This window comes from Streptomyces sp. NPDC005566 (assembly GCF_040605575.1).
Classification (GTDB): domain Bacteria; phylum Actinomycetota; class Actinomycetes; order Streptomycetales; family Streptomycetaceae; genus Streptomyces.
This window is the reverse complement of record NZ_JBEXDB010000018.1, coordinates 14,096-33,890: the sequence shown is the minus strand read 5'-3', so window position 1 is coordinate 33,890 and position 19,795 is coordinate 14,096. Positions and strand designations below refer to the sequence as shown.

At 69.3% G+C, this 19,795-nt stretch carries 22 protein-coding genes; 11 read left to right on the top strand and 11 right to left on the bottom strand.

The genetic code is table 11. The features are described 5' to 3' along the window. The first annotated feature begins 39 nt into the window (after window positions 1–39). Window positions 40–816 carry a phosphate ABC transporter ATP-binding protein PstB gene (gene pstB, locus ABZS61_RS26350; RefSeq protein WP_356426124.1) on the top strand — a complete coding sequence of 259 codons (777 nt, stop codon included), beginning with the start codon at window positions 40–42 and terminating at the stop codon, window positions 814–816. A gap of 169 nt (window positions 817–985) precedes the next feature. Here pstB and ABZS61_RS26345 read toward each other — a convergent pair whose 3' ends face one another. Beyond that, window positions 986–1,984 (bottom strand): inorganic phosphate transporter, encoded by a 999-nt coding sequence (locus ABZS61_RS26345; protein ID WP_356426121.1) that lies wholly within the window; start codon window positions 1,982–1,984, stop codon window positions 986–988. Between the two features lie 5 nt (window positions 1,985–1,989). Next, window positions 1,990–2,610: a DUF47 family protein gene (locus tag ABZS61_RS26340; RefSeq protein WP_329208774.1), complete on the bottom strand. Its 621-nt coding sequence runs from the start codon at window positions 2,608–2,610 to the stop codon at window positions 1,990–1,992. 220 nt (window positions 2,611–2,830) lie between these two features. Here ABZS61_RS26340 and ABZS61_RS26335 point away from each other — a divergent pair, with 220 nt between their 5' ends. Next, window positions 2,831–3,187 (top strand): metal-sensitive transcriptional regulator, encoded by a 357-nt coding sequence (locus ABZS61_RS26335; protein ID WP_356426117.1) that lies wholly within the window; start codon window positions 2,831–2,833, stop codon window positions 3,185–3,187. A 65-nt stretch (window positions 3,188–3,252) separates the two neighbouring features. On the opposite strand, the gene ABZS61_RS26330 is transcribed toward ABZS61_RS26335, so the two are convergent. After that, window positions 3,253–3,462 (bottom strand): hypothetical protein, encoded by a 210-nt coding sequence (locus tag ABZS61_RS26330; protein ID WP_356426114.1) that lies wholly within the window; start codon window positions 3,460–3,462, stop codon window positions 3,253–3,255. A gap of 98 nt (window positions 3,463–3,560) precedes the next feature. Further along, window positions 3,561–4,445, bottom strand: coding sequence for a hypothetical protein (locus ABZS61_RS26325; protein WP_356426111.1), 885 nt, complete (start codon window positions 4,443–4,445; stop codon window positions 3,561–3,563). A gap of 172 nt (window positions 4,446–4,617) precedes the next feature. Here ABZS61_RS26325 and ABZS61_RS26320 point away from each other — a divergent pair, with 172 nt between their 5' ends. Beyond that, window positions 4,618–4,818: a hypothetical protein gene (locus ABZS61_RS26320; RefSeq protein WP_356426108.1), complete on the top strand. Its 201-nt coding sequence runs from the start codon at window positions 4,618–4,620 to the stop codon at window positions 4,816–4,818. Window positions 4,819–4,845: 27 nt separating this feature from the next. Here ABZS61_RS26320 and ABZS61_RS26315 read toward each other — a convergent pair whose 3' ends face one another. The 6 genes from ABZS61_RS26315 to ABZS61_RS26290 form a co-directional block, all read right to left on the bottom strand. Further along, window positions 4,846–7,722, bottom strand: coding sequence for a tetratricopeptide repeat protein (locus tag ABZS61_RS26315; protein WP_356426105.1), 2,877 nt, complete (start codon window positions 7,720–7,722; stop codon window positions 4,846–4,848). A gap of 203 nt (window positions 7,723–7,925) precedes the next feature. Next, window positions 7,926–8,660, bottom strand: coding sequence for a phosphatase PAP2 family protein (locus tag ABZS61_RS26310; protein WP_356426102.1), 735 nt, complete (start codon window positions 8,658–8,660; stop codon window positions 7,926–7,928). 300 nt (window positions 8,661–8,960) lie between these two features. Further along, window positions 8,961–9,950: a bifunctional lytic transglycosylase/C40 family peptidase gene (locus ABZS61_RS26305; RefSeq protein ID WP_351166749.1), complete on the bottom strand. Its 990-nt coding sequence runs from the start codon at window positions 9,948–9,950 to the stop codon at window positions 8,961–8,963. A 115-nt stretch (window positions 9,951–10,065) separates the two neighbouring features. Further along, entirely contained in the window at window positions 10,066–10,281 is a 216-nt protein-coding gene (locus tag ABZS61_RS26300; RefSeq protein ID WP_356426099.1) for a hypothetical protein, read from the bottom strand. A 341-nt stretch (window positions 10,282–10,622) separates the two neighbouring features. Beyond that, window positions 10,623–12,413: an alpha/beta hydrolase gene (locus tag ABZS61_RS26295; protein ID WP_356426096.1), complete on the bottom strand. Its 1,791-nt coding sequence runs from the start codon at window positions 12,411–12,413 to the stop codon at window positions 10,623–10,625. Beyond that, complete coding sequence (locus ABZS61_RS26290; RefSeq protein ID WP_356426558.1) at window positions 12,410–12,760, bottom strand: hypothetical protein; 351 nt, start codon at window positions 12,758–12,760, stop codon at window positions 12,410–12,412. The genes ABZS61_RS26295 and ABZS61_RS26290 overlap by 4 nt, the downstream gene beginning before the upstream one ends. 261 nt (window positions 12,761–13,021) lie before the next feature. Between ABZS61_RS26290 and ABZS61_RS26285 the strand changes: the two genes are divergently transcribed. After that, window positions 13,022–13,639, top strand: coding sequence for a histidine phosphatase family protein (locus ABZS61_RS26285; RefSeq protein ID WP_356426093.1), 618 nt, complete (start codon window positions 13,022–13,024; stop codon window positions 13,637–13,639). Between the two features lie 100 nt (window positions 13,640–13,739). Next, window positions 13,740–15,326, top strand: a complete 1,587-nt coding sequence (locus tag ABZS61_RS26280; protein WP_356426555.1) for an adenosine deaminase — start codon at window positions 13,740–13,742, stop codon at window positions 15,324–15,326. A 42-nt stretch (window positions 15,327–15,368) separates the two neighbouring features. On the opposite strand, the gene ABZS61_RS26275 is transcribed toward ABZS61_RS26280, so the two are convergent. Further along, complete coding sequence (locus ABZS61_RS26275) at window positions 15,369–15,797, bottom strand: ATP-binding protein (RefSeq protein ID WP_356426090.1); 429 nt, start codon at window positions 15,795–15,797, stop codon at window positions 15,369–15,371. A gap of 201 nt (window positions 15,798–15,998) precedes the next feature. Here ABZS61_RS26275 and ABZS61_RS26270 point away from each other — a divergent pair, with 201 nt between their 5' ends. From ABZS61_RS26270 to ABZS61_RS26245, 6 genes are all read left to right on the top strand, one after another. After that, window positions 15,999–16,844, top strand: a complete 846-nt coding sequence (locus tag ABZS61_RS26270) for a helix-turn-helix transcriptional regulator (protein ID WP_356426087.1) — start codon at window positions 15,999–16,001, stop codon at window positions 16,842–16,844. Window positions 16,845–16,855: 11 nt separating this feature from the next. Then, complete coding sequence (locus ABZS61_RS26265; RefSeq protein WP_356426084.1) at window positions 16,856–17,044, top strand: DUF397 domain-containing protein; 189 nt, start codon at window positions 16,856–16,858, stop codon at window positions 17,042–17,044. Then, a complete protein-coding gene (locus tag ABZS61_RS26260) occupies window positions 17,037–17,261 on the top strand; it encodes a DUF397 domain-containing protein (protein ID WP_356426082.1) in 225 nt (74 codons plus the stop codon). The genes ABZS61_RS26265 and ABZS61_RS26260 overlap by 8 nt, the downstream gene beginning before the upstream one ends. Window positions 17,262–17,442: 181 nt before the next feature. Continuing rightward, window positions 17,443–18,030 carry a hypothetical protein gene (locus ABZS61_RS26255; RefSeq protein ID WP_356426079.1) on the top strand — a complete coding sequence of 196 codons (588 nt, stop codon included), beginning with the start codon at window positions 17,443–17,445 and terminating at the stop codon, window positions 18,028–18,030. Beyond that, the gene (locus ABZS61_RS26250; RefSeq protein ID WP_356426076.1) at window positions 17,972–18,871 is read left to right on the top strand and encodes an aldo/keto reductase; all 900 of its coding nucleotides are present in this window, start codon (window positions 17,972–17,974) and stop codon (window positions 18,869–18,871) included. The genes ABZS61_RS26255 and ABZS61_RS26250 overlap by 59 nt, the downstream gene beginning before the upstream one ends. Then, window positions 18,868–19,485, top strand: coding sequence for a DUF402 domain-containing protein (locus ABZS61_RS26245; RefSeq protein WP_356426073.1), 618 nt, complete (start codon window positions 18,868–18,870; stop codon window positions 19,483–19,485). Before ABZS61_RS26250 ends, ABZS61_RS26245 begins: the two co-directional genes overlap by 4 nt. Window positions 19,486–19,795 lie beyond the last annotated feature (310 nt).

Sequence of the window (19,795 nt, the reverse complement as noted above, 5' to 3'; positions counted from 1 at the left end):
GCGGCCCCGCAGCGACCTCCGAAAGAAGCAGTGATTTCCATGGCCAAGCGAATCGACATCGGCGGGCTCACCGCCTACTACGGCTCCCACAAGGCCATCGAGGACATCTCGATGACCGTGGAGCCCCGCTCCGTGACCGCCTTCATCGGCCCGTCCGGCTGCGGCAAGTCCACCTTCCTGCGCACCCTGAACCGCATGCACGAGGTCACCCCCGGTGGCCGCGTCGAGGGCAAGGTGCTGCTGGACGACGAGAACCTGTACGGGCCCGGGGTCGACCCGGTCACCGTGCGCCGCACCGTCGGCATGGTCTTCCAGCGCCCGAACCCGTTCCCGACCATGTCGATCTTCGACAACGTCGCCGCGGGCCTGAAGCTGAACGGCTCGTACCGCAAGAACCAGCTGTCGGACGTCGTCGAGAAGTCCCTGCGGGGCGCCAACCTCTGGAACGAGGTCAAGGACCGCCTGAACAAGCCCGGCTCCGGCCTCTCCGGCGGCCAGCAGCAGCGCCTGTGCATCGCCCGCGCCATCGCCGTCGAGCCGGACGTGCTGCTGATGGACGAGCCGTGCTCGGCACTCGACCCGATCTCGACCCTCGCGATCGAGGACCTGGTCGGTGAGCTGAAGGAGCGCTTCACGATCGTCATCGTGACGCACAACATGCAGCAGGCGGCGCGCGTCTCGGACCGTACGGCGTTCTTCAACCTCTCGGCGGTGGGCAAGCCCGGCCGGCTGATCGAGATCGACGAGACGGAGCGGATCTTCTCCAACCCGTCGGTCCAGGCGACCGAGGACTACATCTCGGGCCGCTTCGGATAACCCGCTTCGGATCACCACAGACGGCCTTGGGGTGCTGCATGGCGGTGCCACCACAAGGCAGAGGGCCCGCCCCCGCTCGCGATCTTCCGATCGGAGCGGGGGCGGGCCCATGTGGCCGGTCACGCGGTCACTGCGGACACGCGGTCACCACGGTGGTGCGGTCACGCCGTCACCCGAAGAGCAGGACCACGACGCCATAGCTGAGCGCGGCGACCAGCGCCGCCGCCGGCATGGTGATGAACCATCCCAGGATGATGTTCTTGGCCACGCCCCACCGCACGGCGTTCACCCGCTTGGTGGCGCCCACACCCATGATCGCCGAGGTGATCACGTGCGTGGTGGAGATCGGTGCGTGGAACAGGAACGCCGAGCCGAACATGATCGACGCACCCGTCGTCTCCGCCGCGAAGCCCTGCGGCGGGTCCAGCTCGATGATCTTCCGGCCGAGCGTACGCATGATGCGCCAGCCGCCCGCGTACGTACCGAGCGAGAGCATCAGCGCGCAGGAGATCTTCACCCAGACCGGAATCTCGTCGTTGGGTCCCTCGACATCGGCGATGACCAGCGCCATCACGACGATGCCCATCGTCTTCTGCGCGTCCTGGAGGCCGTGCCCGAGCGCCATGCCCGCCGCCGAGACCGTCTGCGCGATACGGAAGCCGCGCTTGGCCTTGTGGGGGTTGGACTTCCGGAACATCCACATGATCGCGACCATCACCAGATAGCCGACGACCAGACCGATGACCGGTGAGAGGAACATCGGGATGACGATCTTGTCGAGGACGCCGTCCCAGTGCACCATCGTCCCGCCGGCCAGCGCCGCGCCGACCATGCCGCCGAACAGGGCGTGCGAGGACGAGGAGGGCAGGCCGTAGTACCAGGTGATGAGGTTCCAGATGATCGCGCCGACGAGCGCGGCGAAGAGGATTCCCATCCCCTTCTGCCCCTCGGGCGTGGCGATGATCCCTTCACTGACGGTCTTGGCGACCCCCTGGCCCAGGAAGGCGCCGGCGAGGTTCATCACAGCGGCCATCGCCAGAGCCGCACGCGGGGTCAGCGCCCGGGTGGAGACCGAGGTGGCGATGGCGTTCGCCGAGTCGTGGAAGCCGTTCGTATACGTGAAGCCGAGCGCGACGCCGATGGTCACGATCAGCGCAAAGGTGTCCACGAGGTTCAGGACTCCTTGACCGCGATGGTCTCCACGGTGTTCGCAACGTGCTCGAACGCGTCAGCGGCCTCTTCCAGCACATCCACGATCTGCTTGAGCTTCAGCACTTCCATGGCGTCGTACTTGCCGTTGAAGAGCTGGGCGAGCAGCTTGCGGTGGATCTGGTCGGCCTGGTTCTCGAGACGGTTGACCTCGATCCAGTACTCGGTGAGGTTCTGCATGGTCCGCAGGCTCGGCATGGCCTCGGCGGTCAGCTCCGCAGCGCGGGCCAGCACCTCGATCTGCTGCTCGACGCCCTTGGGGAGCTCGTCCACCTGGTACAGCACGACCAGGTCGACGGCCTCCTCCATGAAGTCCATGATGTCGTCGAGCGACGACGCGAGGTTGTAGATGTCCTCGCGGTCGAACGGCGTGATGAAGGAGGAGTTCAGCTGGTGGAAGATCGCGTGGGTGGCATCGTCCCCCGCGTGCTCCGCTGCCCGCATACGCTCCGCGATCTCGACTCGGGAGGCAGAATCCGCCCCGAGCAGTTCCATCAGGAGTTTCGAGCCCGTGACGATGTTGTCCGCGGATGCGGAAAACATGTCGTAGAAGCTCGTCTCCCTGGGGGTCAGACGAAAGCGCACGTGGGGTCCTCGGGGTGCTTTGGATTCGGTCAGGCTGATGCTAGGCGCATCATCCGGCCACGGCTAACCGGCGTTATTCAGTGTCGCGCATCGGGCACAGTGATCAGCACGGACCCCCGGTCACGTTTCGGCTGGATTCGTTACGATATACCCGGCAGGGGTATACAGACTGCGCAGACAGGTCTGCGGACGCAGAGCACGAGGACAACGGGAGGACCCCATGACCACGACCGAGGCCACTGAATCAGCCGACGCAGCCGGTACGGAAGAGGTCGTCACCGACCATGACCGCGGCATTCACGGCTACCACCACCAGAAGGACGAGCACCTGAAGCGGCTGCGCCGCATCGAGGGCCAGGTCCGTGGCCTGCAGCGCATGGTGGACGAGGACATCTACTGCATCGACATACTCACCCAGGTCTCGGCGTCCACGAAGGCCCTGCAGTCCTTCGCCCTCCAGCTGCTGGAGGAACACCTGCGCCACTGCGTCGCCGATGCCGCGGTCAAGGGCGGTGCGGAGGTCGACGCGAAGGTCGAAGAGGCCACGAAGGCGATCGCCCGCCTCCTGCGTACCTGAGGTGGCCGGAAACGTACGGACGGCGACGAGGTCCGTGAGATGTCCGACAGTGGCGGAGCCGGAGCTCATCCCCCGTGGGTGCACTGCCGGGGGATCGTCGGCGGCCGCTCGGCCAAGACCGTCGTGACGTTGAGCACCTCGTCGATGCGGTCCGCACTCAGCCGGTCCTCACACGTGTCCGAAGCCGCGATCATGAGCTCGCCGCACAGTTCGATCTCGGCGAGAGCCACACAGTCCTGAGCGTTCGGAGCGCTGAGCGTCACCACCTGCGTCACCTCTCTCTGCCGTCGCCGACCCTGGCGCACCGACTTCCTAGGGTAGGCAGCGCAACACGCACCGCGCATGGCACGGACGGACCATTTCAGCCCCCTCCCTACGGTGTTTCCGGGCCACCCCGCCCCTGCTGGATGCTGCCCGTGTAGATGTCCCCGGCGGGCGGAAGCTCCACGGCAACCGGTGCCCCGAACCCGTACAGCAGCATCGTCGACACCACCGACACCGCCGGCCCCTCCGTGGCGAAGCTGAAGCGGTGGCGCACCTTCCGCAGCAGACCCTTGTCGTCGAGATACGCGTCGAAGGGCACCGCGTCCGTGCTGAACCCTTTCGCCGCGGCCGTCAGCGCCCCGCGCGAGGACGGCGAAGCCGCTCCTGCCGCGCGCCCGATGTCGGAGGTCCCCCGGTAGTGACGGACCGCCACCCCGGCGAGCTCCGTCCTCCCCACGTACGTCACCTCTCCCGCACCGCGCAGGAGTTCGGCGGCGGCCATCGGATCGGTGACGCCGCCGGTGACGAGATTGCCGTCCTCCAGAGCCGTCGTGTCGATCCTGACCCACTTGTCGTCGGGCACTCCGGCACCGCGGTTCTTCATGTACAGCGCCCCTGGCGCCAGCAGCTCGGTGATCGGCCGGTGCCCGTCCGCGCCCGCCGCGTCCTTGGGCAGTACGACCTTGATACGGCCCAGCTGCCTGCGGAAGTCGTACGCTCCCTGGCCCCTGATCGTCACCCGGGTCCCGCCGGCCGCGGTCTCCATCGACGTACGCGTCTCGGCGCTGCCCGCGCCGGTCAGCCGGTCGGCGGCCCTCCGGACCACAGCAGCCGGGGCGCCGGCCGGTCCGCCGTCACCGGCCACGGACCGCTCCCCGGCCCCGTCACCGTCGCCCCTGCCGGAGCACCCGGTGCTCACCGCCATCACACCCGCCACGGCCAGGGCGCACACAGCCAGTGCCCCGCCTCCGCACCTGTGCTGCTGCACCACCATCGCCTGCCAACCCCCAACGACGTACCCCTGACCGAGCTCCCGCCCGCCTCGCATAACGACCACCGGGGCGCCCCGTCACGCCACAAGGGCCCGCCCCACCCCATGCGGGCGCTTCGGGAAGCCGATCGGCCCACTCGCGGACGCCGCCGGCCGGCCCCAGTACCGTGGACGCGTGTATGAGGACCCCCCGGACTCCGCCGTCCATGCCCCCGCCCCGGCACACACCACCACCACCGTCGAACGAGGCTCCTTCTGCCTGGCCCGCTGCACCTGCGGCTGGTCGGGACCGGCCAGACGCTCGCGCGACCGGGCCCGCACCGACGCCGAACACCACAACGCGGCGCCGGGCCGCCCCGAGGCGCCCGGTCTCTGAGGGGTTCCGGCTGGGAGCTGTCCCGGGCTAAGGGGTGACCGGACGTTCGAGGATCTCTTCCAGCCGCCGCACGAAGACCTCCGTGGCCGGACCTGTTTCCGGCAGGAGCCTCCGGAGGATCGCCAGGTCCTCCAGAAGGTCCTGGATGAGGTTCCGGGCGGGCGCACGGTCGAGTAGGGCGTCGAACAGTACGGCGGCCCCGTCCGGGTCCGGCAGCGCGCAGGTCATGACGAACAGGCACTCGTGCGCCCGCGCTGCCTTCGGGCCCTCACTCTCCGCGCCGGCCGCGGACACCCGGACAGCGCGCCGGAACTGCTCCCCGGCCGCCTCCTCGTCACCGGTCAGGCGCAGAGCCACGGCGTGGAGACCCAGGTTCCAGCCGTCCTCGGAGTCGAGGTCCAGGCCCCGGACACAGTCGGCGAGCGCCTCGTCATGGCGGCCCATCAGAAGAAGGACCTGGGCGCGGCCGTTGATGATCCATTCGGAGAGTGGGGCGATCCCGAGGGCCCGCGTGTAATCGGCGAGCGCCTCCTCGTACCGCCCCATCGCCTGGTACGCCTCCCCACGGCTGCCCAGGGCCCAGGCGTACTGGGGGTTGATGTCGAGGGCACGCGTGTAGTCGGCGAGCGCCACGTCGAAACGGGCCAGTTCCCGGTACGTCTCACCGCGGTTGGCGAAGGCCCACGCATAGTCGGGGTCGATGTCGAGGGCGCGGGTGTACTCGGCGAGCGCCTCCTCGTACCGCCCCATCGCCTGGTACGTCTGCCCACGGCTGGCCAGGGCCCAGGCGTAGTGGGGGTTGATGTCGAGGGCGCGCGAGAACTCGGCGAGCGCGTCCTCGTACCTCTCCAGCACCTGGTAGGTCAGCCCGCGGCTGCCGAGGGCCCAGGCGTACCGGGGGTTGAGGTCGAGAGCGTGCGAGAAGTCGGCCAGGGCCTCGTCGAAGCGCTCCATGCGCCGGTACGTCTCCCCACGGTTGGCGACGGCCCACTCGTACCCGGGGTCGAGCTCGATCGCGCGGGTGTGGTCGGCCAGGGCTTCCTCGTGCCGGCCCATGGCCAGGTACGTCTGCCCGCGGCTGGCGATGGCCCACTCGTAGTCCGGTTCGAGCTCGATCGCGCGGGTGCAGTCGGCCAGCGCCTCCTCGAGCCGGCCCATCAGCCGGTACGTCTCACCGCGCGCCGCATAGTTGCGCGCGGTGTCCGGCGCGAGGCTCAGGGCCGCGGCGCAGTCCGCCAGCGCGCTCTCGTGATCGCCCACCGCCACGTGCTCGCGGGAGCGGACGCGGTAGGCCAGACTCCTTCCTTCCGCGTCCAGTTCGGTCGCGGCCAGCAGCAGCGTCAGCACGGCGACGCCTGCCGTCTCCTGCTCCCCGGCGGCTTCCAGGCGCCGCCCCCAGGACGTGAGTACGGCCGTCCCGGTGTCCTCCCCGGCCTGACCGAGGATCTGGGCCCAGCGGCGCAGTGTCGCCAGGTCGAGATCGACGGCCTGAACCGCCTGGTGGAGGGCGTCCGGAAGCGCGGTACGCGGGTTCGCACACAGCCGGTGGTACGTCTCGTTGAGCCGGTGCTCACGCCAGGCCGCGTCCGCCCAGTGCCCGTCGGCCTCGGTACCGAGATCGGCCTCCGCCGCCAGCCGCCACTGCTCGAACGTGTCGGCGAGGCGGGTGTGCGCCTGCTGCCACCGGGAGGGGGACCGGGTGCGCTGCAGGCGCAGCATCGCTGCGCGGACGACGTCGTGGTAGCGGCACCGGCCCGCCTGCGAGGAGACGAAGGCCAGGCCGCGGAGCCACGGGTAACCGTCGGCGGCGGCCTCCGGAACGGCCGACCGGTAGATGTCCTCGTTCAACTGCAGAGGCAGCGCGCAGGCCAGCGCAGCCTCACGGCGCTCGGCCTCCGGCTCCCACCTCAGGAACCTCTCGACCGCCGTCTCCGACGGATCCCCGATGCTGTCCCCGGTGCCCGGGTCGCTCCGGGCCAGCATGTCGACCAGCAGCGGAAGCCGCCCGGACAGGCGCAGGACCAGCTCGATGCTGGGCTCGTCGGCGACGCCGTGCGTGGCGAGGAGCGTACGGGCCTCCTCCTCGGTGAACACCTCCAGGCGCACCTCGGTGACCTGCCCCAGCCAGTCGCCCCAGACCCGGGCGTCCAGGCGCAGCTGCCCGGACAGCACGACCTGCACGTTGACGGGCAGGCCCCCGTACTCCTCGCCGAAGACGATGCTCCGCAGCCAGCCGTCGAGCACCGGTCCGGTCCGCTCGTACACGTCGAAGAACAGCACCACCCGCTCGCACCGCTCGGAGACCTCCGCCAGGTCCTCCAGGAACACCGGGGCGAGACCGGCCACCGGATTCATCACCAGCTGCACATCGTCGTGGCTGCGCAACCGCATGTTGAGCATCGTCCGCATCCGGTCGGCTCCCAGCGCCACCTGTTGCGGATCGACCGCCCCGACGAACGCCCCGACACCGGGCAGCATCCCCAGCCCGACCAGACCCACCTGCGCGGCCACCGTGCTCGACGGCGACGCGGCGGGGGCGGGTCCGGTCTCGGCCGCACCCGGCTCACCCGGCAGGGCCTGCGGAGCGGGAGCCGCGTTCTCGGCCTGGTGGCGGCGCTGACGGTAGGTCGCCAACTGCTTGTCGAACCGCTTCAGCGGGTGCCCCTGCTGGCCGAGCCGGGCACTGACCGCCTCCATCGCCTCGAGCGCGTCGTGCACGTCGTCGTCGACGAACGCCGTGACCACCGAGGTCTGCTCGCGCGCCGCGGCCTCCCACTGCCGTACGAGGGTGGACTTGCCCACGCCGCCGTTGCCGCGCACATGGAACAGGAACGGAAAGTCGACCTCTTCCGGATCGCGGGCAAAGGTCTCCCGGAAGACCGCCAGCTCACCGCGGCGCCCCACGAACCCCGCACGCCCGTGCCGCCGATTGACTTCCTGCCGTGACGGCCGACGCCCAGCCACACCGCATCACCCCCGAATGGTGAACATGATGCCCCGTCAACACGCCTGCCGGAACACCGGACAACGAAGGACGGCCGCAGAGGGACGCCCCTTCGGGGGCACCCCTCTGCGGCCGTCGAACGCCGCGCCGCGCTGCGCGGTCCCTACGCTGCGAGGTCCTTCTCGCCGGGCGAGCCGCCACGCCCCGAGCCGGGACGCGGCTCGGGGATCCCGCGCGACTCATCCAGCTCATCGGCCGAGGAAGCGATCGGCCGGCGCGAGCGGACGAGCCACCCGACCGACCCGGAACGCGACACGGCCGTCACCAGCGGAGTCAGCAGCATCATGGCCAGCGGGGCCAGCAGCAGCGCCACCGACGTACCGAGAGCGAAGCCGCCGATCACGTCGGTCGGGTAGTGCACGCCCATGTAGACCCGGCAGAAGCCCTCCAGGAGCGCCAGCGCGATCGCTGCCAGGCCGAACTTCCGGTTGGCCACGAAGAGCCCCACCGCGATCGCCATCGCCATCGTCGCGTGGTCGCTCACGAAGGAGAAGTCGGTCTTGCCCGCCACCAGGACGTCGAGTCCCTCGTGGTCGTAGAACGGACGCCGCCGCTCCACGAACCCTCGGATCGGGATGTTCACGAGCAACGCGATTCCGGCCGCGAGGGGTGCCCACACGAGCCCGGCGACCGCCGTCACCGAATCGTCGGCCGTCCCGCGTCGGCGCACGCTCCACCAGCACCACAGGACCACCAGGACCATGCCGAGCATGATCCCGTATTCACCGACGAACTCCATGACCCGGTCGAACCAGGCAGGAGCGGCCTTCGCCAGCCCGTTGATGTCGTAGAGCAGGCTGACGTCCGGGTTCGACCCATCGAGTGCGAGTCCAGCCATCTGCTACGGCCCCTTGCCTTGTCTGCTGCTGCGACGCACAGCGCTGTGCGTCGCCTTTGTCGGACCCCCGTGGTCGGTGCGATTCAGTACTGCGTGACGCCGTCGGCGCCGTGCCGCGTGACTGTCCTGGCCAGTGCCGCATGGTCAGTGCGCATGCTGTCCCAGTCCAGGGAACGGCCTGTTGGCTGCGTACGTTCCGCTCTCCACCGAATGATCACCATGACGTTATCGAAGAGTGACTCATCGTCGCTGCTCAGGGCCTGGGCCTTACGGAGAGTTCCGGCCATGGTCCACGGTCCGTCAGCCCTGCGGGAGAGCGGTCGGAAGAGCCGCGGCTCCGTCCTCTGTGACTCTCGTCGCACCGAAGTAGTCAGGGGTGTCGATCTTGTCGAACCGGATCACGGCCCCGGTGAACGGTGCGTTGATCATGTACCCGCCTCCGACGTAGAGCCCCACGTGCCGGATGGCCCGCGAGTTGTTCAGGTCGTCCGAGAAGAACACCAGGTCACCGGGGAGCAACTCGTCCCGCGAGGGGTGCGGCCCGGCGTTGTACTGGTCATTGGCCACCCGCGGCAGCTCGATGTCGACGGTCCGGTACGCGGCCTGCGTCAGCCCCGAACAGTCGAACCGGCCACCCTGGGCCGCCGTACCGTTGCCGCCCCAGAGGTAGGGCGTACCGAGCTTCTTCTGCGCGAAGTAGATCGCCCCGGCCGCCTGTTGGGAGGGCGCGACCCGGCCCACGGGCCTGGCGAAGCTCTTCTCCAGCGACCGGATGATTTTGACGTAATTCTGCGTCTCGGAGATCGCGGGAACCCCGCCGGCCCGGATCACCCGGTAAGCCCCGGCGTTGTAGGCGGCGAGCATGTTGTCGGTCGGATCGCCCGGCACCTTCTTGACGTACCCGGCCAGCTCGCAGTCGTACGAAGCGGCGGACGGAATCGCATCGGCCGGATCCCACACGTCCCGGTCCCCGTCGTTGTCCCCGTCGACGCCGTGCGCGGCCCACGTACCGGGGATGAACTGCGCGATGCCCTGCGCGGCCGCATGACTCTGGGCACGGGGATTCCAGCCGCTCTCCTGGTACAGCTGGGCGGCCAGCAGGGCGGGGTTGATGGCCGGGCAGAGGTTGCCCCACTTCTCCACGAGCGGCTGATACCGCGCAGGAACGGCCCCCTTGGCCAGCCCTACGGCACCGCCCGCCCCGGAGATACCGGCGGCGGCGGAGTACGTACCCACGACGAGCAGAGCGATGAAGCACAGACCCAGCCCGATGCCGCCGCCGAGGAACACCCAGTATTTCCGCACCCCACAACCATCCCCCATTCGGGCGGGGTTCACGTCGCGATTCGCTGGTGTGTACGGGTGGATGGGGGCATGAGGGGGCGTCAGGGGCGGCTACGGGGGGTCAGGGGGCGCCGGCGGACCAGAAGGCGGAGTGGATGTTGGGGCGGGGGATGTGCTCCATGCCCTCGTAGGTGGGCGCGGTCGGCCTGGTGGTGGACTCGGCGACTTCTGATTCCTGGACGCAGGGGCTGTCGACCTCGAAGAACACTTGCCCTTCGCCTCCGACGATCAGACTGACCCCGAATCCGTCCTTCGTCTGAGCGAAGATTGCCGGCACATCTGGATCGTTGTTGATGGACTTGATCCTGTACCCGCTCTTTCGCCAGGAGCGGTCGACTACGCCAAGGAAACTGCCTCGGCGATCCGGGGACACGATGGTCATGACTGCGCGCCTTCGAGTCACATCACAGCTGCCTGTCGTGGTAGGCCCGTGAGTCCATCGAACCTCTGGATGAATCTCCTTCAGCACTTCGTCGAGAATCCCGTCGGCGCGCCCCGCCGCCTCCTGCATATCCATATCAGCCCTCTTACTTCCACTTAGTGGCGTGACGCTCTCCACGCAACCAGAGAGCGACCCAAAAATAACCAGAGCAGCGACTACACCCCAGGAACCTCGCATTACCGGTGCTCCTCCGCCTTAACTTTCTCGGAACGCCCAGCAGCAATCAAGGCGATATTGTTGGCTGATGTCGAATCTCTGACTGGATCGAAATATTGAGAATGCGCGTCGATGGACAGCCCGTTGGCGCCCACAAGACGTGGCCCGTCATCAACACGGAATCGGTTGGCGCCGAACGCCTCGCTCGCCGGATCCCTTCCGAACCAGAGATCATCGTCACCGCGGTCGGCGATGCCCCCGACCACGGATGCAAAAGGGCCCGCGGCGGCACCTAAAGCCACCTGCTGCTTGGATGGGAGTTTCGTCACCACGTCGTTCTCTGCCGCACCGACAAATACATGCCCTTCCCCCACCCCCAGGTCCTGTGCCCGATCGACACCCACTCCAGGGCTGCCGACAAGGACAATGTCGTCAACTCCTGGAATGCCATCACCCTGTTGGGTGGCAGCACCGACAGTTCGCGAACCATACGAGTGACCGATCGCCGTAAAGTGCGGGTCCTCGTTTTCATTGGCGGCCACCAACCCGCCCATGAATCCCGTAAATGCGGCCCCACCCTCCTCAGCCCTGTCCTCTCCTATGACAGCTAAACTTCCGAACCCATCTGGAGATTGCGGCGCGTCGTATCCCAACCATACAATCGCTGCACTAGAGGGGTCGTAATAGCGACTACCAATTGCCGTGTCACGGGCACGCTTAAGGTCGCCCTCCGCGAACTCTCGATCCAAAGACGTGTTCAGCCCCGGCACGTACGCCGATACGTTCCTAGCCGCGTCCGGGTTGCCGTACGAGACAATCGCCCTCCCGTTACCCTCATCGCTGATGCCGAGCAAAAACATGGGTGGCTCCCCCGGCTTCGGAGCCGCCTGCAACTGCCGGTCGATCTCCCGCAGCCCCGCCAGCTGCGTCACCGACCTCTCGTCGTCCCGCCCCTCCAGCTTCCCGATCAGCAGCTGCAGGTTGTCCCGGTTCGCCGCGTCCCTCACGGCCGCCGGGATCCCGTCCAGGTTGCCGATCCGGTCCGGGTACACCGCCAGGTACTCCTCGCGTTGTTCCTGTGTCAGGCCCGCCCACCACGCGTGCCGTTCGGCCGGGGTCGCGTCCTGCGGGATGCCGTCCCTGAGGTACGACCGCGCCGCGTCCCGGACCGCTGCCGCGTCCCCAGCCGCGTCCTTCCACGTCGAGTCCGGGACCTTCAGGCCCTCCTCGGCCTTCAGGCGTCGCAGGATCCCCGCGTACCGCCAGTCGATCTCGGCCGCTGCCCGTACCGCCCCCGCCACCCGGTCGGCGATGTCCTGCGCCTTCGCCGTGTTCGGGTTCGGCGCGATCAGCCCCGAGGGTGCGACCAGCCCCGGCAGCCCGCCCGACGACGCCGTGCCACCCCGGAGCGGCTTGCCGTCGATCAGTCCCTCGCCGGCTGCGGGATACGCCACCGAACCGTTCGGGTGCACCGTGAACTTCAGCGCAGCCGCATCGTCCAGCGCATCCGCCAGCACCCGCTGTTGTGCCTTCATCTCGTGGGCCAGGCTGTTCAGCGTCGTACGGAGCAGCCCGCACTCCGTGTACACGTATTGGAAGTTCCGGCTCAGTTGCCGCAGCCGCGCGACCGCCGAGTCCGCCGCTTCGCCCTGCTGCGTGTCGCGCAGCCCGTTCAGGAGTTGTTTGTCGATCCGGTCGCGTGCCGCGTCGGCCCGGTTGCTCGCGCGGCCCCATCCGTCGGCCGCTCCTTCCAGTTCGGCGCATTTCAGGTCCCGTAACGCCGCCCAGGTCAGCCCTGCGGCCGGCTTCACCGCGCCGCCGGTGCGAACGACGACCTCACGGCCTCGTTCGTCGCGCCCTGGATCCGCGCGACGGCCCGCAGTTTGCCCGCGAGGCTCGCGCACTCGCCCTGGGCCGCCGCGATCCGCCGCTCCCACGACGTGCGTACGGTGCCGAGTTCGGCCAGCGCCGACAGGTCACCGGCCCCCGCTGTGAGCCCTTGGTGAGCCAGCGCCAGCTCCGAGGGCACGGGGCCCAGGTGCGTACGCAGCGCCTCCGCACCCCCCGCGGCCCGCAGCCATGGCCCGTCGCTGTGCCTCAGCTGCTCCCGGCCGGCGCCGCCACGCGCCTGCCCCGACGGACCCGTCGGATCACTCAGTCCCTGCACCCCGGACACACCGTTCACCCCGCTCCTTGATCATGGAGCGGCACTGTGCCAAACCCGGCGTACGCGACACGCCGGGTCCACCCCCGCCGGAGCCCTCCGCCCCGGCCCCCCAAGGCACCACCGCCCCGGCATTCACCCGAACGCGCGACGAGTCGATCCGGGTGTGCCGTCCGGTCGCGGAACCAAGGTGATCCCCCGCAACGTCCACCACCGCGTCCCCAGGATCCGCGCCGCAGCGAGAAGGACCGCACCGTGACCGCAACCCGCTACCTCTATCTCGCCCGCCACGGCGAGGCGTCGCCGGACGAGACCGAGCTGACGGAGAACGGGCGGCGCCAGGCGGCGCTGCTCGGCGAGCGGCTCCGGGGCAGCCCCGTCTCCGCGATCCATCACGGCCCGCTCCCCCGCGCCGCGCAGACCGCCCGGCTGGTCCGCGACCGGCTCGACGGTGTCCCCCTGTACGCCTGCGAACCGGCCGGGGACTACCTCCCGTACCTCCCGCAGCGGGACGAGCTCCCGCCCGACTCGGCGGACCGTCTCCTGGCCTTCATGGACCAGTTCCCTGCCGAGGAACGCGACCGGGGACCGGAGCTGGCCCGCGCCGCGACGGCGCGCTTCACCGGGCCCGTCGACGGCGACGAACCCCGCCATGAACTGGTCGTCACCCACGCGTTCCTGGCCGCCTGGTTCGTACGGGACGCCCTCGACGCCCCCGCGTGGCGATGGATGGGCCTGAACCACTCCAACGCGGCACTGACCGTCATCCGTTACACGCCCGGCCGGCCGGCCGCCGTGGTCATGGTGAACGACATGGGTCACCTTCCCGCCGAGCTCCACTGGACCGGTTTCCCGCCGGAGCTCCGCCTCTGACCCGTGCCCAGCGGATGGTCGTCCCTCAGGTCCCTCGGACGGATGGTTTATCGAGCGCTGTGTACCCGGTACGGGTTGGCGCACCGCGGACTTCGTGACCATGCACAAGGTGATCTCAATCCAGCGCAATTCATCGCGCGTCCGCCGCTTGCTGATGACCGCAGGGCTCGCCGCAGCGGCCCTCGTCTCGTCGCTGCCCGCCGGACCGCCGGCCCGGGCTGCCGCCACCGCCGCTCCCGTACCGCCCCGGCCCACGACCGCCGCCGAGACCCGCACCGCCGCATGGCTGGAGGCGCACGGGGAGGGCGAGGGGGCGGCCGCCCGGTTCTTCCGGGACCTGCCCAAGGGAGGTGACCTGCACAATCACCTCTCCGGTGCGGTGCGGACCGAGTACCTCGTCCAGCTCGCCGCCGACGACGGCCTCTGCATCGACGCCACCCTGACCGCCGTCGCCCCACCGTGCGGCCCCGGCACCCGGCCGGCCGCCGACGCGCTCACGGATGCCGGGTTCCGGCAGGCCGTCATCCGGGCCTGGTCCATGCAGGACTTCCCGCAGGGCGAATCGGGGCACGACCACTTCTTCGCCACGTTCGGCAAGTTCGGCGCCGCGACCAGCCACACGGGAAAGCTGCTGGCCGATGTGGCGGGCACCGCCGCCGTACAGAACCAGACGTACCTGGAGACCATGGTCACCCCCGTCGGGGCCGCCACCCGAGAGCTCGCGACCGAGGTCGGGTGGGATCCGGACCTCGCCGCCCTGCACCGCAAACTGCTCGCCGGAGGGCAGCTCGACCAACTGGTCACCGCTGCCGAGCAGGAGTCCGACGCGGCCGACGCCGAGTTCCGGGAGACCGCGCGCTGCGGGAGCAGCCGCCCCGGTCCGGGCTGCCGGGTCACGGTGCGCAGAATCTTCCAGGTGCTGCGCAACAACGCTCCGGAGTACGTCTTCACCCAGATCGCCCTGGGACTGCGCCTGGCCGAGCGCGACCGGCGCTTCCTCGCGGTGAACCTGGTGCAGCCGGAGGACGCCAAGATCTCGCTGCGCGACTACCGCCTCCACATGCGCATGCTGGACTACCTGCACACGGTCTACCCGCGCGCCCACATCACCCTGCACGCCGGCGAACTGGTGCCCGGCCTGGTGAAGCCCGAAGACCTGACCTTCCACATCAATGACGCCGTACGCACGGGGCAGGCCGAGCGGATCGGGCACGGAGTCGACCTCGTGCATGAGGACGACTGGCGTCGCCTGGCCCGCGACATGGCCCGTCGGCAGATCGCCGTGGAAGTGCCGCTCACCAGCAACGCGCAGATCCTCCAGGTGGAGGGCAGGGAGCACCCGTTCCCGGTGTACCGGGCGTACGGAGTTCCGGTGGTGCTGGCCACGGACGATCCTGGTGTGTCACGCACCGACATCAGCCACGAGTACCGCCGCGCGGCCCGCACCTACGGGCTCGGCTATCCCGAACTGAAGGACCTGGCCCGGGCGTCTCTGGAGTACGCCTTCCTGCCGGGCCGCAGCCTGTGGCGACCCGACCCCGTACGCAGGGGCTTCCGGCTGGTCGAGGAGTGCCGGGTCCTGGAGTCGGCGCGCTGCGCACGACTGCTCGCGGACAGTCCGAAGGCGCGACTGGAGGCCCGCCAGGAGCGGTCCTTCCGGGCGTTCGAGGCCCGGTACGTGGGCTGAGCAGGCCCGTGCGGGGTGGGGCGGGACGACCCTTGGTCCGCCTCACACCGCGCATTCGACCCACAGCAGCTTTCCACCCTGCCCCGGCAGCCCGCTGCCCATCGGGTGCGCGCCCCAGCTCTCCGCCCAGTGGGTGATGAGGTGCAGACCGCGCCCGCGCTCGGCCAGGACCGGGGGAGTCTCCGTAGGCCGGCTGAACGGAGCCGGAATGTGCGGGTTGGTGTCCCATACGCTGAGCCTGATGCGCTGCCGCCCCGCACCGCGCAGCCTGAGCGAGAACGCGCCTTTGGAGTACAGGTACGCGTTCGTGACCAGCTCGCCGGCCAGCAGCTCAGCGGTGTCGGTGAGTTGGGCCAGGCCGTGCACGCGCAGGACCGTACGGAGGGTGGCGCGGGCGACGCCCGGTGCGCGGGGATCCTGCGGGAGTTGGAGGGTGTACGCCCAGGGCGGCGTTACGGTGGCGGTGGCCATGGAAGTCTCCGTTCACGGAGGGACGTTGGGTGCGGTGTGCTGTCGCGATTGCCCAGTGACCAGGTCGCTCCGTCGAGCGGGGTTCTTCCGGGCGGGGACCCGAGGTCCAAAGTAGCGACCTCCAGCTAACGTGTTAACCGAATCTCAAGAAATCCGTGAACTCGCACCCGTGTGGGTGACCAGCCGCTCAAGGGGGCGAACGTGAGGACCAACCCGACGGGTCGTCAACTCCGCTTCGGCAGCGAGCTGCGCAAGTTGCGCGAGCGCGCGGGTCTGACGGCCACCCACGCCGGACAGCTCCTGGGCGTGAAGCAGAACCAGATCAGCAACATGGAGGCCGGACGCGTCGGCGTCAGCCCCGAACGGGTGCGCACTCTGGCCTGCCACTACGACTGCGCGGATCAGGACCTCGTGACGGCTCTGTGCGGGATGACCGCCGACCGCACGAAGGGCTGGTGGGAGGAGTACCGGGATCTCCTGCCGACGCCGCTCCTCGATCTGGCCGAGGTCGAGCACCACGCCCGCCACCTTCGCACTGCGGTCACCGTCCACATCCCCGGACTCCTCCAGACCACGGAGCATGCCCGCGCGATCTTTCGCCAGGACGTTCCGGAGCTGTCTCCACCCGCCATCGAGCACCGCGTCTCGTTCCGGATCAAACGACAGGCCGTCCTGTTCCGGGACTCCCCTGCCGCCCAACAGTTCGTCATCCACGAGGCCGCTCTCCGGATGCAGTTCGGCGGAACGGAGGTGACCAAACAGCAGCTGCGGCACCTGCTGGAGATGAGCGAGCGCGATCACGTCACACTCAAGGTGATCCCGTTCTCGGCCGGGGCCTTCGCCGGGTCGGGCCAGTCGATCTACTACCTGCAAGGTGCGGTACCGAACCTCGACACGGTCAATCTGGACCAGTCGCACGGCCCCGTGTTCCTCGATGCCGAGGCCCAGTTGGAGAAGTACCGCGTTCTCCTCAGCCGCATGGAAGCGATTGCGCTCGCCCCTGAGACATCCCGAGACTTCATCCACAACATCGCCCAGAACCTGTGAAGGGGTCCACGATGCCCGCTCTCGTCTGGCGCAAGTCCTCATACTGCGCCCAAGGAAACTCCTGTGTGCACGTCGCCACCCACCAGGGCTCGGTTCACCTGACCGAGAGCAGCGACCCCAGCGGCGCGATACTCCAGGCCACCCCCACCGCGTGGGCCGCCCTCATCCGTACCGTCAAAGAGACCCCGTCCCATGGCTGAGGCCCCCGCCGGCCTCGTCTGGACCCGTGCCGCACCCGAGGACGCCGAGGGCCCCGGGCCCTGGATCGAGATCGCGTTCGGGGCCGGGGACCTCGTCCTCCTCCGCGAGACCAGCGCTCCCGGAACGGTCGTCACCACCACCCGCACCAAATGGGACGCGTTCACGCGGGGCGTCCGGGCAGGCGAGTTCGACCACTTCGCCCAGGAGACCTCGTGATCATCTGGCTGAACGGCACCTTCGGCGCAGGAAAGTCGACCACCGCACGCGAGCTCACCTCCCGCACCCCACGGCCGAGGTCTCTCCGCCGCACGGCGGAGAGGTCCGGCCGCCGGATCCTCCCCGGGGCCGGGCAGTCCCGGAACAGAGGCTGACGACGCCCCACGCGGCCGGCTCCAGGATGAGACGTATGCGAACCCAAGAGCCCTCCGCACCCGCACCCCGCTGGGCAGTCCGGTCCGCGCACCTGATCGCCCTGATCGTGCTGCCGACCGCCCTGTGGCGGATCGCCCTCGTGCTCGGGCACCCAGCTGGGTACACCCACGCCGGTTTCGCAGCGTTCGAGACGCCCGGCGCGAAGGTGTGGATGCTGGCGCTGAGCGTGGTCACCGAGCTGGCGGCCCTCCTCACGCTCGGCCTCGTACGGCCCTGGGGCGAGGTGTTCCCCCGGTGGATACCCGTCCTCGGCGGGCGCAGGGTCCGCCCCATGGCCGCTGTCGTGCCGGCTGCCGTCGGTGCGGCGGCGCTGACGGCGATCTGGGCGACGATGCCCCTGTGGTGGACGTTCCCGCACGACGACATGACGCGCCTCGGCCACCATCTGGTGGGGGTCATCTACCAGCCGCTGGTCCTCTGGGGACCGCTGCTCGGGATGATCACTGTGTCCTACTACCGCCGCACCAGGGGCGGACCGGTGAAAGAATCCGATGATGACCTCATCCTCAGAGACGATCGACGCGTCGGCAGCAGGCACCTGGAAGCTCGGTGACCTGCTGGTCAACCGGATCGGCTTCGGCACCATGCGCCTCCCGCAGAACGGGCCGGCCTTCGCACGCGGCGACTCCAGCGACCGGGGCCGCGCCATACGTGTCCTGCGCCGTGCGGTCGAGCTCGGCGTGAACCACATCGACACCGCCGCCTTCTACTTCTCGCCCCTGCGGTCCGCCAACGAGCTCATCAACAGCGCGCTCGCCCCGTACGCCGACGACCTGGTCATCACCACCAAGGTCGGACCGGGCCGCGACCCCTCCGGCGAATGGACATGGGCCGACCCGGACCAACTGCGCGGGCAGGTGGAGGAGAACCTGCGCCAGCTCGGACGCGACCACCTCGACGTGGTCAACCTGCGCATCGCCCGCACCCACACGTCCTCGTCCGTCGCCGAGCACTTCGGCGCACTGGCCGAACTGCGTGAGGCCGGGCTGATCCGCCACCTGGGCATGTCCAACACCTCGCCGGAACAGCTCGCCGAGGCACAAGCCATCGCGCCCGTGGTCTGCGTCCAGAACATGTACGGCATCGGCTCCCCGCCCGAGCACCACGCTCTTCTGCGCCACTGCGGCGAGCAGGGCATCGCGTTCGTGCCGTTCTACGCGATCGCCGGTGCCGGGCGCGAGGCGGGGGCCACCACCGCCGACAGCGAGGCGGTGCTCACCGTCGCACGCACCCACGGGGCGACGCCGACCCAGGTGCGCCTGGCGTGGACCCTGCACCAGGGACCTCACGTGCTGGCCATCCCCGGCACCGGCAACCCCGACCACCTGACCGAGAACGTGGCCGCCGGCGCGCTGCAGCTGACAGCCGACGAGCTGGCCCTGCTCGCCGCATGAGCGGGCAGATCCTCCGCTGGAACCTCTTCATCGGCGGCCACCTGAGCTCCTCCGTCCCCGTACGCCTCGTCGAACGCACGGACGAGGGGCAGTTGGTGTGGCTGGAGACCGGAACCCCGATGTGGCGTACGGAGCTGCCCGGCGGCGCCCACCTCAGGGACATCCCGCCGCACGACCGTCCCACCGAGGGCTATCCGGCGAAGGCCGGCCGGTGGCCCATGGGCAGCGCCCTCATCCACCAGCCGGCCGGGGCGGGCCACGCGGTGTTCTGGTTCTTCGGGCGGAGCCAGAAGTTCCGCGGCTGGTACGTGAACCTCGAGCAACGGGTCCACCACGGCGAGGACATCGACGTCGCGGACCACGAACTCGACATCAACGTGGCGCCGGACCGCACCTGGCAATGGAAGGACGAGCGGTCGTTCGCCGAGAAGACGGGGCACCCCGCCTACTGGTCGGCCGACGAGGCGGCAGCGATCCGCACCGAGGGCGAGAGGATGGCCGGGCTCGCCGAAGCGGGAGCCTTCCCGTTCGACGGTTCCTGGTGTGATTTCAGGCCGCCGAAGCACTGGACGACCCCGCCCCTCGCCACGCCCCCGGCCCGGACGGTCCTCTGAACCTGCGGGAACCTCGAGCCCTTCCCCGTACGTCACCTGATGACGCGTCGACAGAAAGCCACCGGCGCACTCACGGCTCTCGAACAGCGCATACGAACACTCCGCAACCGGCGAACGCCGCAACCGCATCCGGAACCCATGGCCACCGTCGTTGCTAGCGGTCACACCGCGTGATACACAGAGTAACCGTGCATATGCGCTCACATTCCCGCACGAGCCGCAGGTCAGGGCGGCCGCCCCGGTCAAACGTGCGAGATCCGGGTAAAGAGAGCGGGAAGGCGTCGTGCTGAGCCGGTTTCATCAGCGAAGA

Coding starts and splice junctions, on each gene's coding strand:
- ABZS61_RS26325 (WP_356426111.1), bottom strand. CDS start 4,445: ATGGTGGTGCAGCAGCACAGGTGCGGAGGCGGGGCACTGGCTGTGTGC.
- pstB (WP_356426124.1), top strand. CDS start 40: ATGGCCAAGCGAATCGACATCGGCGGGCTCACCGCCTACTACGGCTCC.
- ABZS61_RS26250 (WP_356426076.1), top strand. CDS start 17,972: ATGACCTCATCCTCAGAGACGATCGACGCGTCGGCAGCAGGCACCTGG.
- ABZS61_RS26310 (WP_356426102.1), bottom strand. CDS start 8,660: ATGGCTGGACTCGCACTCGATGGGTCGAACCCGGACGTCAGCCTGCTC.
- ABZS61_RS26245 (WP_356426073.1), top strand. CDS start 18,868: ATGAGCGGGCAGATCCTCCGCTGGAACCTCTTCATCGGCGGCCACCTG.
- ABZS61_RS26280 (WP_356426555.1), top strand. CDS start 13,740: ATGCACAAGGTGATCTCAATCCAGCGCAATTCATCGCGCGTCCGCCGC.
- ABZS61_RS26255 (WP_356426079.1), top strand. CDS start 17,443: ATGAGACGTATGCGAACCCAAGAGCCCTCCGCACCCGCACCCCGCTGG.
- ABZS61_RS26335 (WP_356426117.1), top strand. CDS start 2,831: ATGACCACGACCGAGGCCACTGAATCAGCCGACGCAGCCGGTACGGAA.
- ABZS61_RS26275 (WP_356426090.1), bottom strand. CDS start 15,797: ATGGCCACCGCCACCGTAACGCCGCCCTGGGCGTACACCCTCCAACTC.
- ABZS61_RS26265 (WP_356426084.1), top strand. CDS start 16,856: ATGCCCGCTCTCGTCTGGCGCAAGTCCTCATACTGCGCCCAAGGAAAC.
- ABZS61_RS26260 (WP_356426082.1), top strand. CDS start 17,037: ATGGCTGAGGCCCCCGCCGGCCTCGTCTGGACCCGTGCCGCACCCGAG.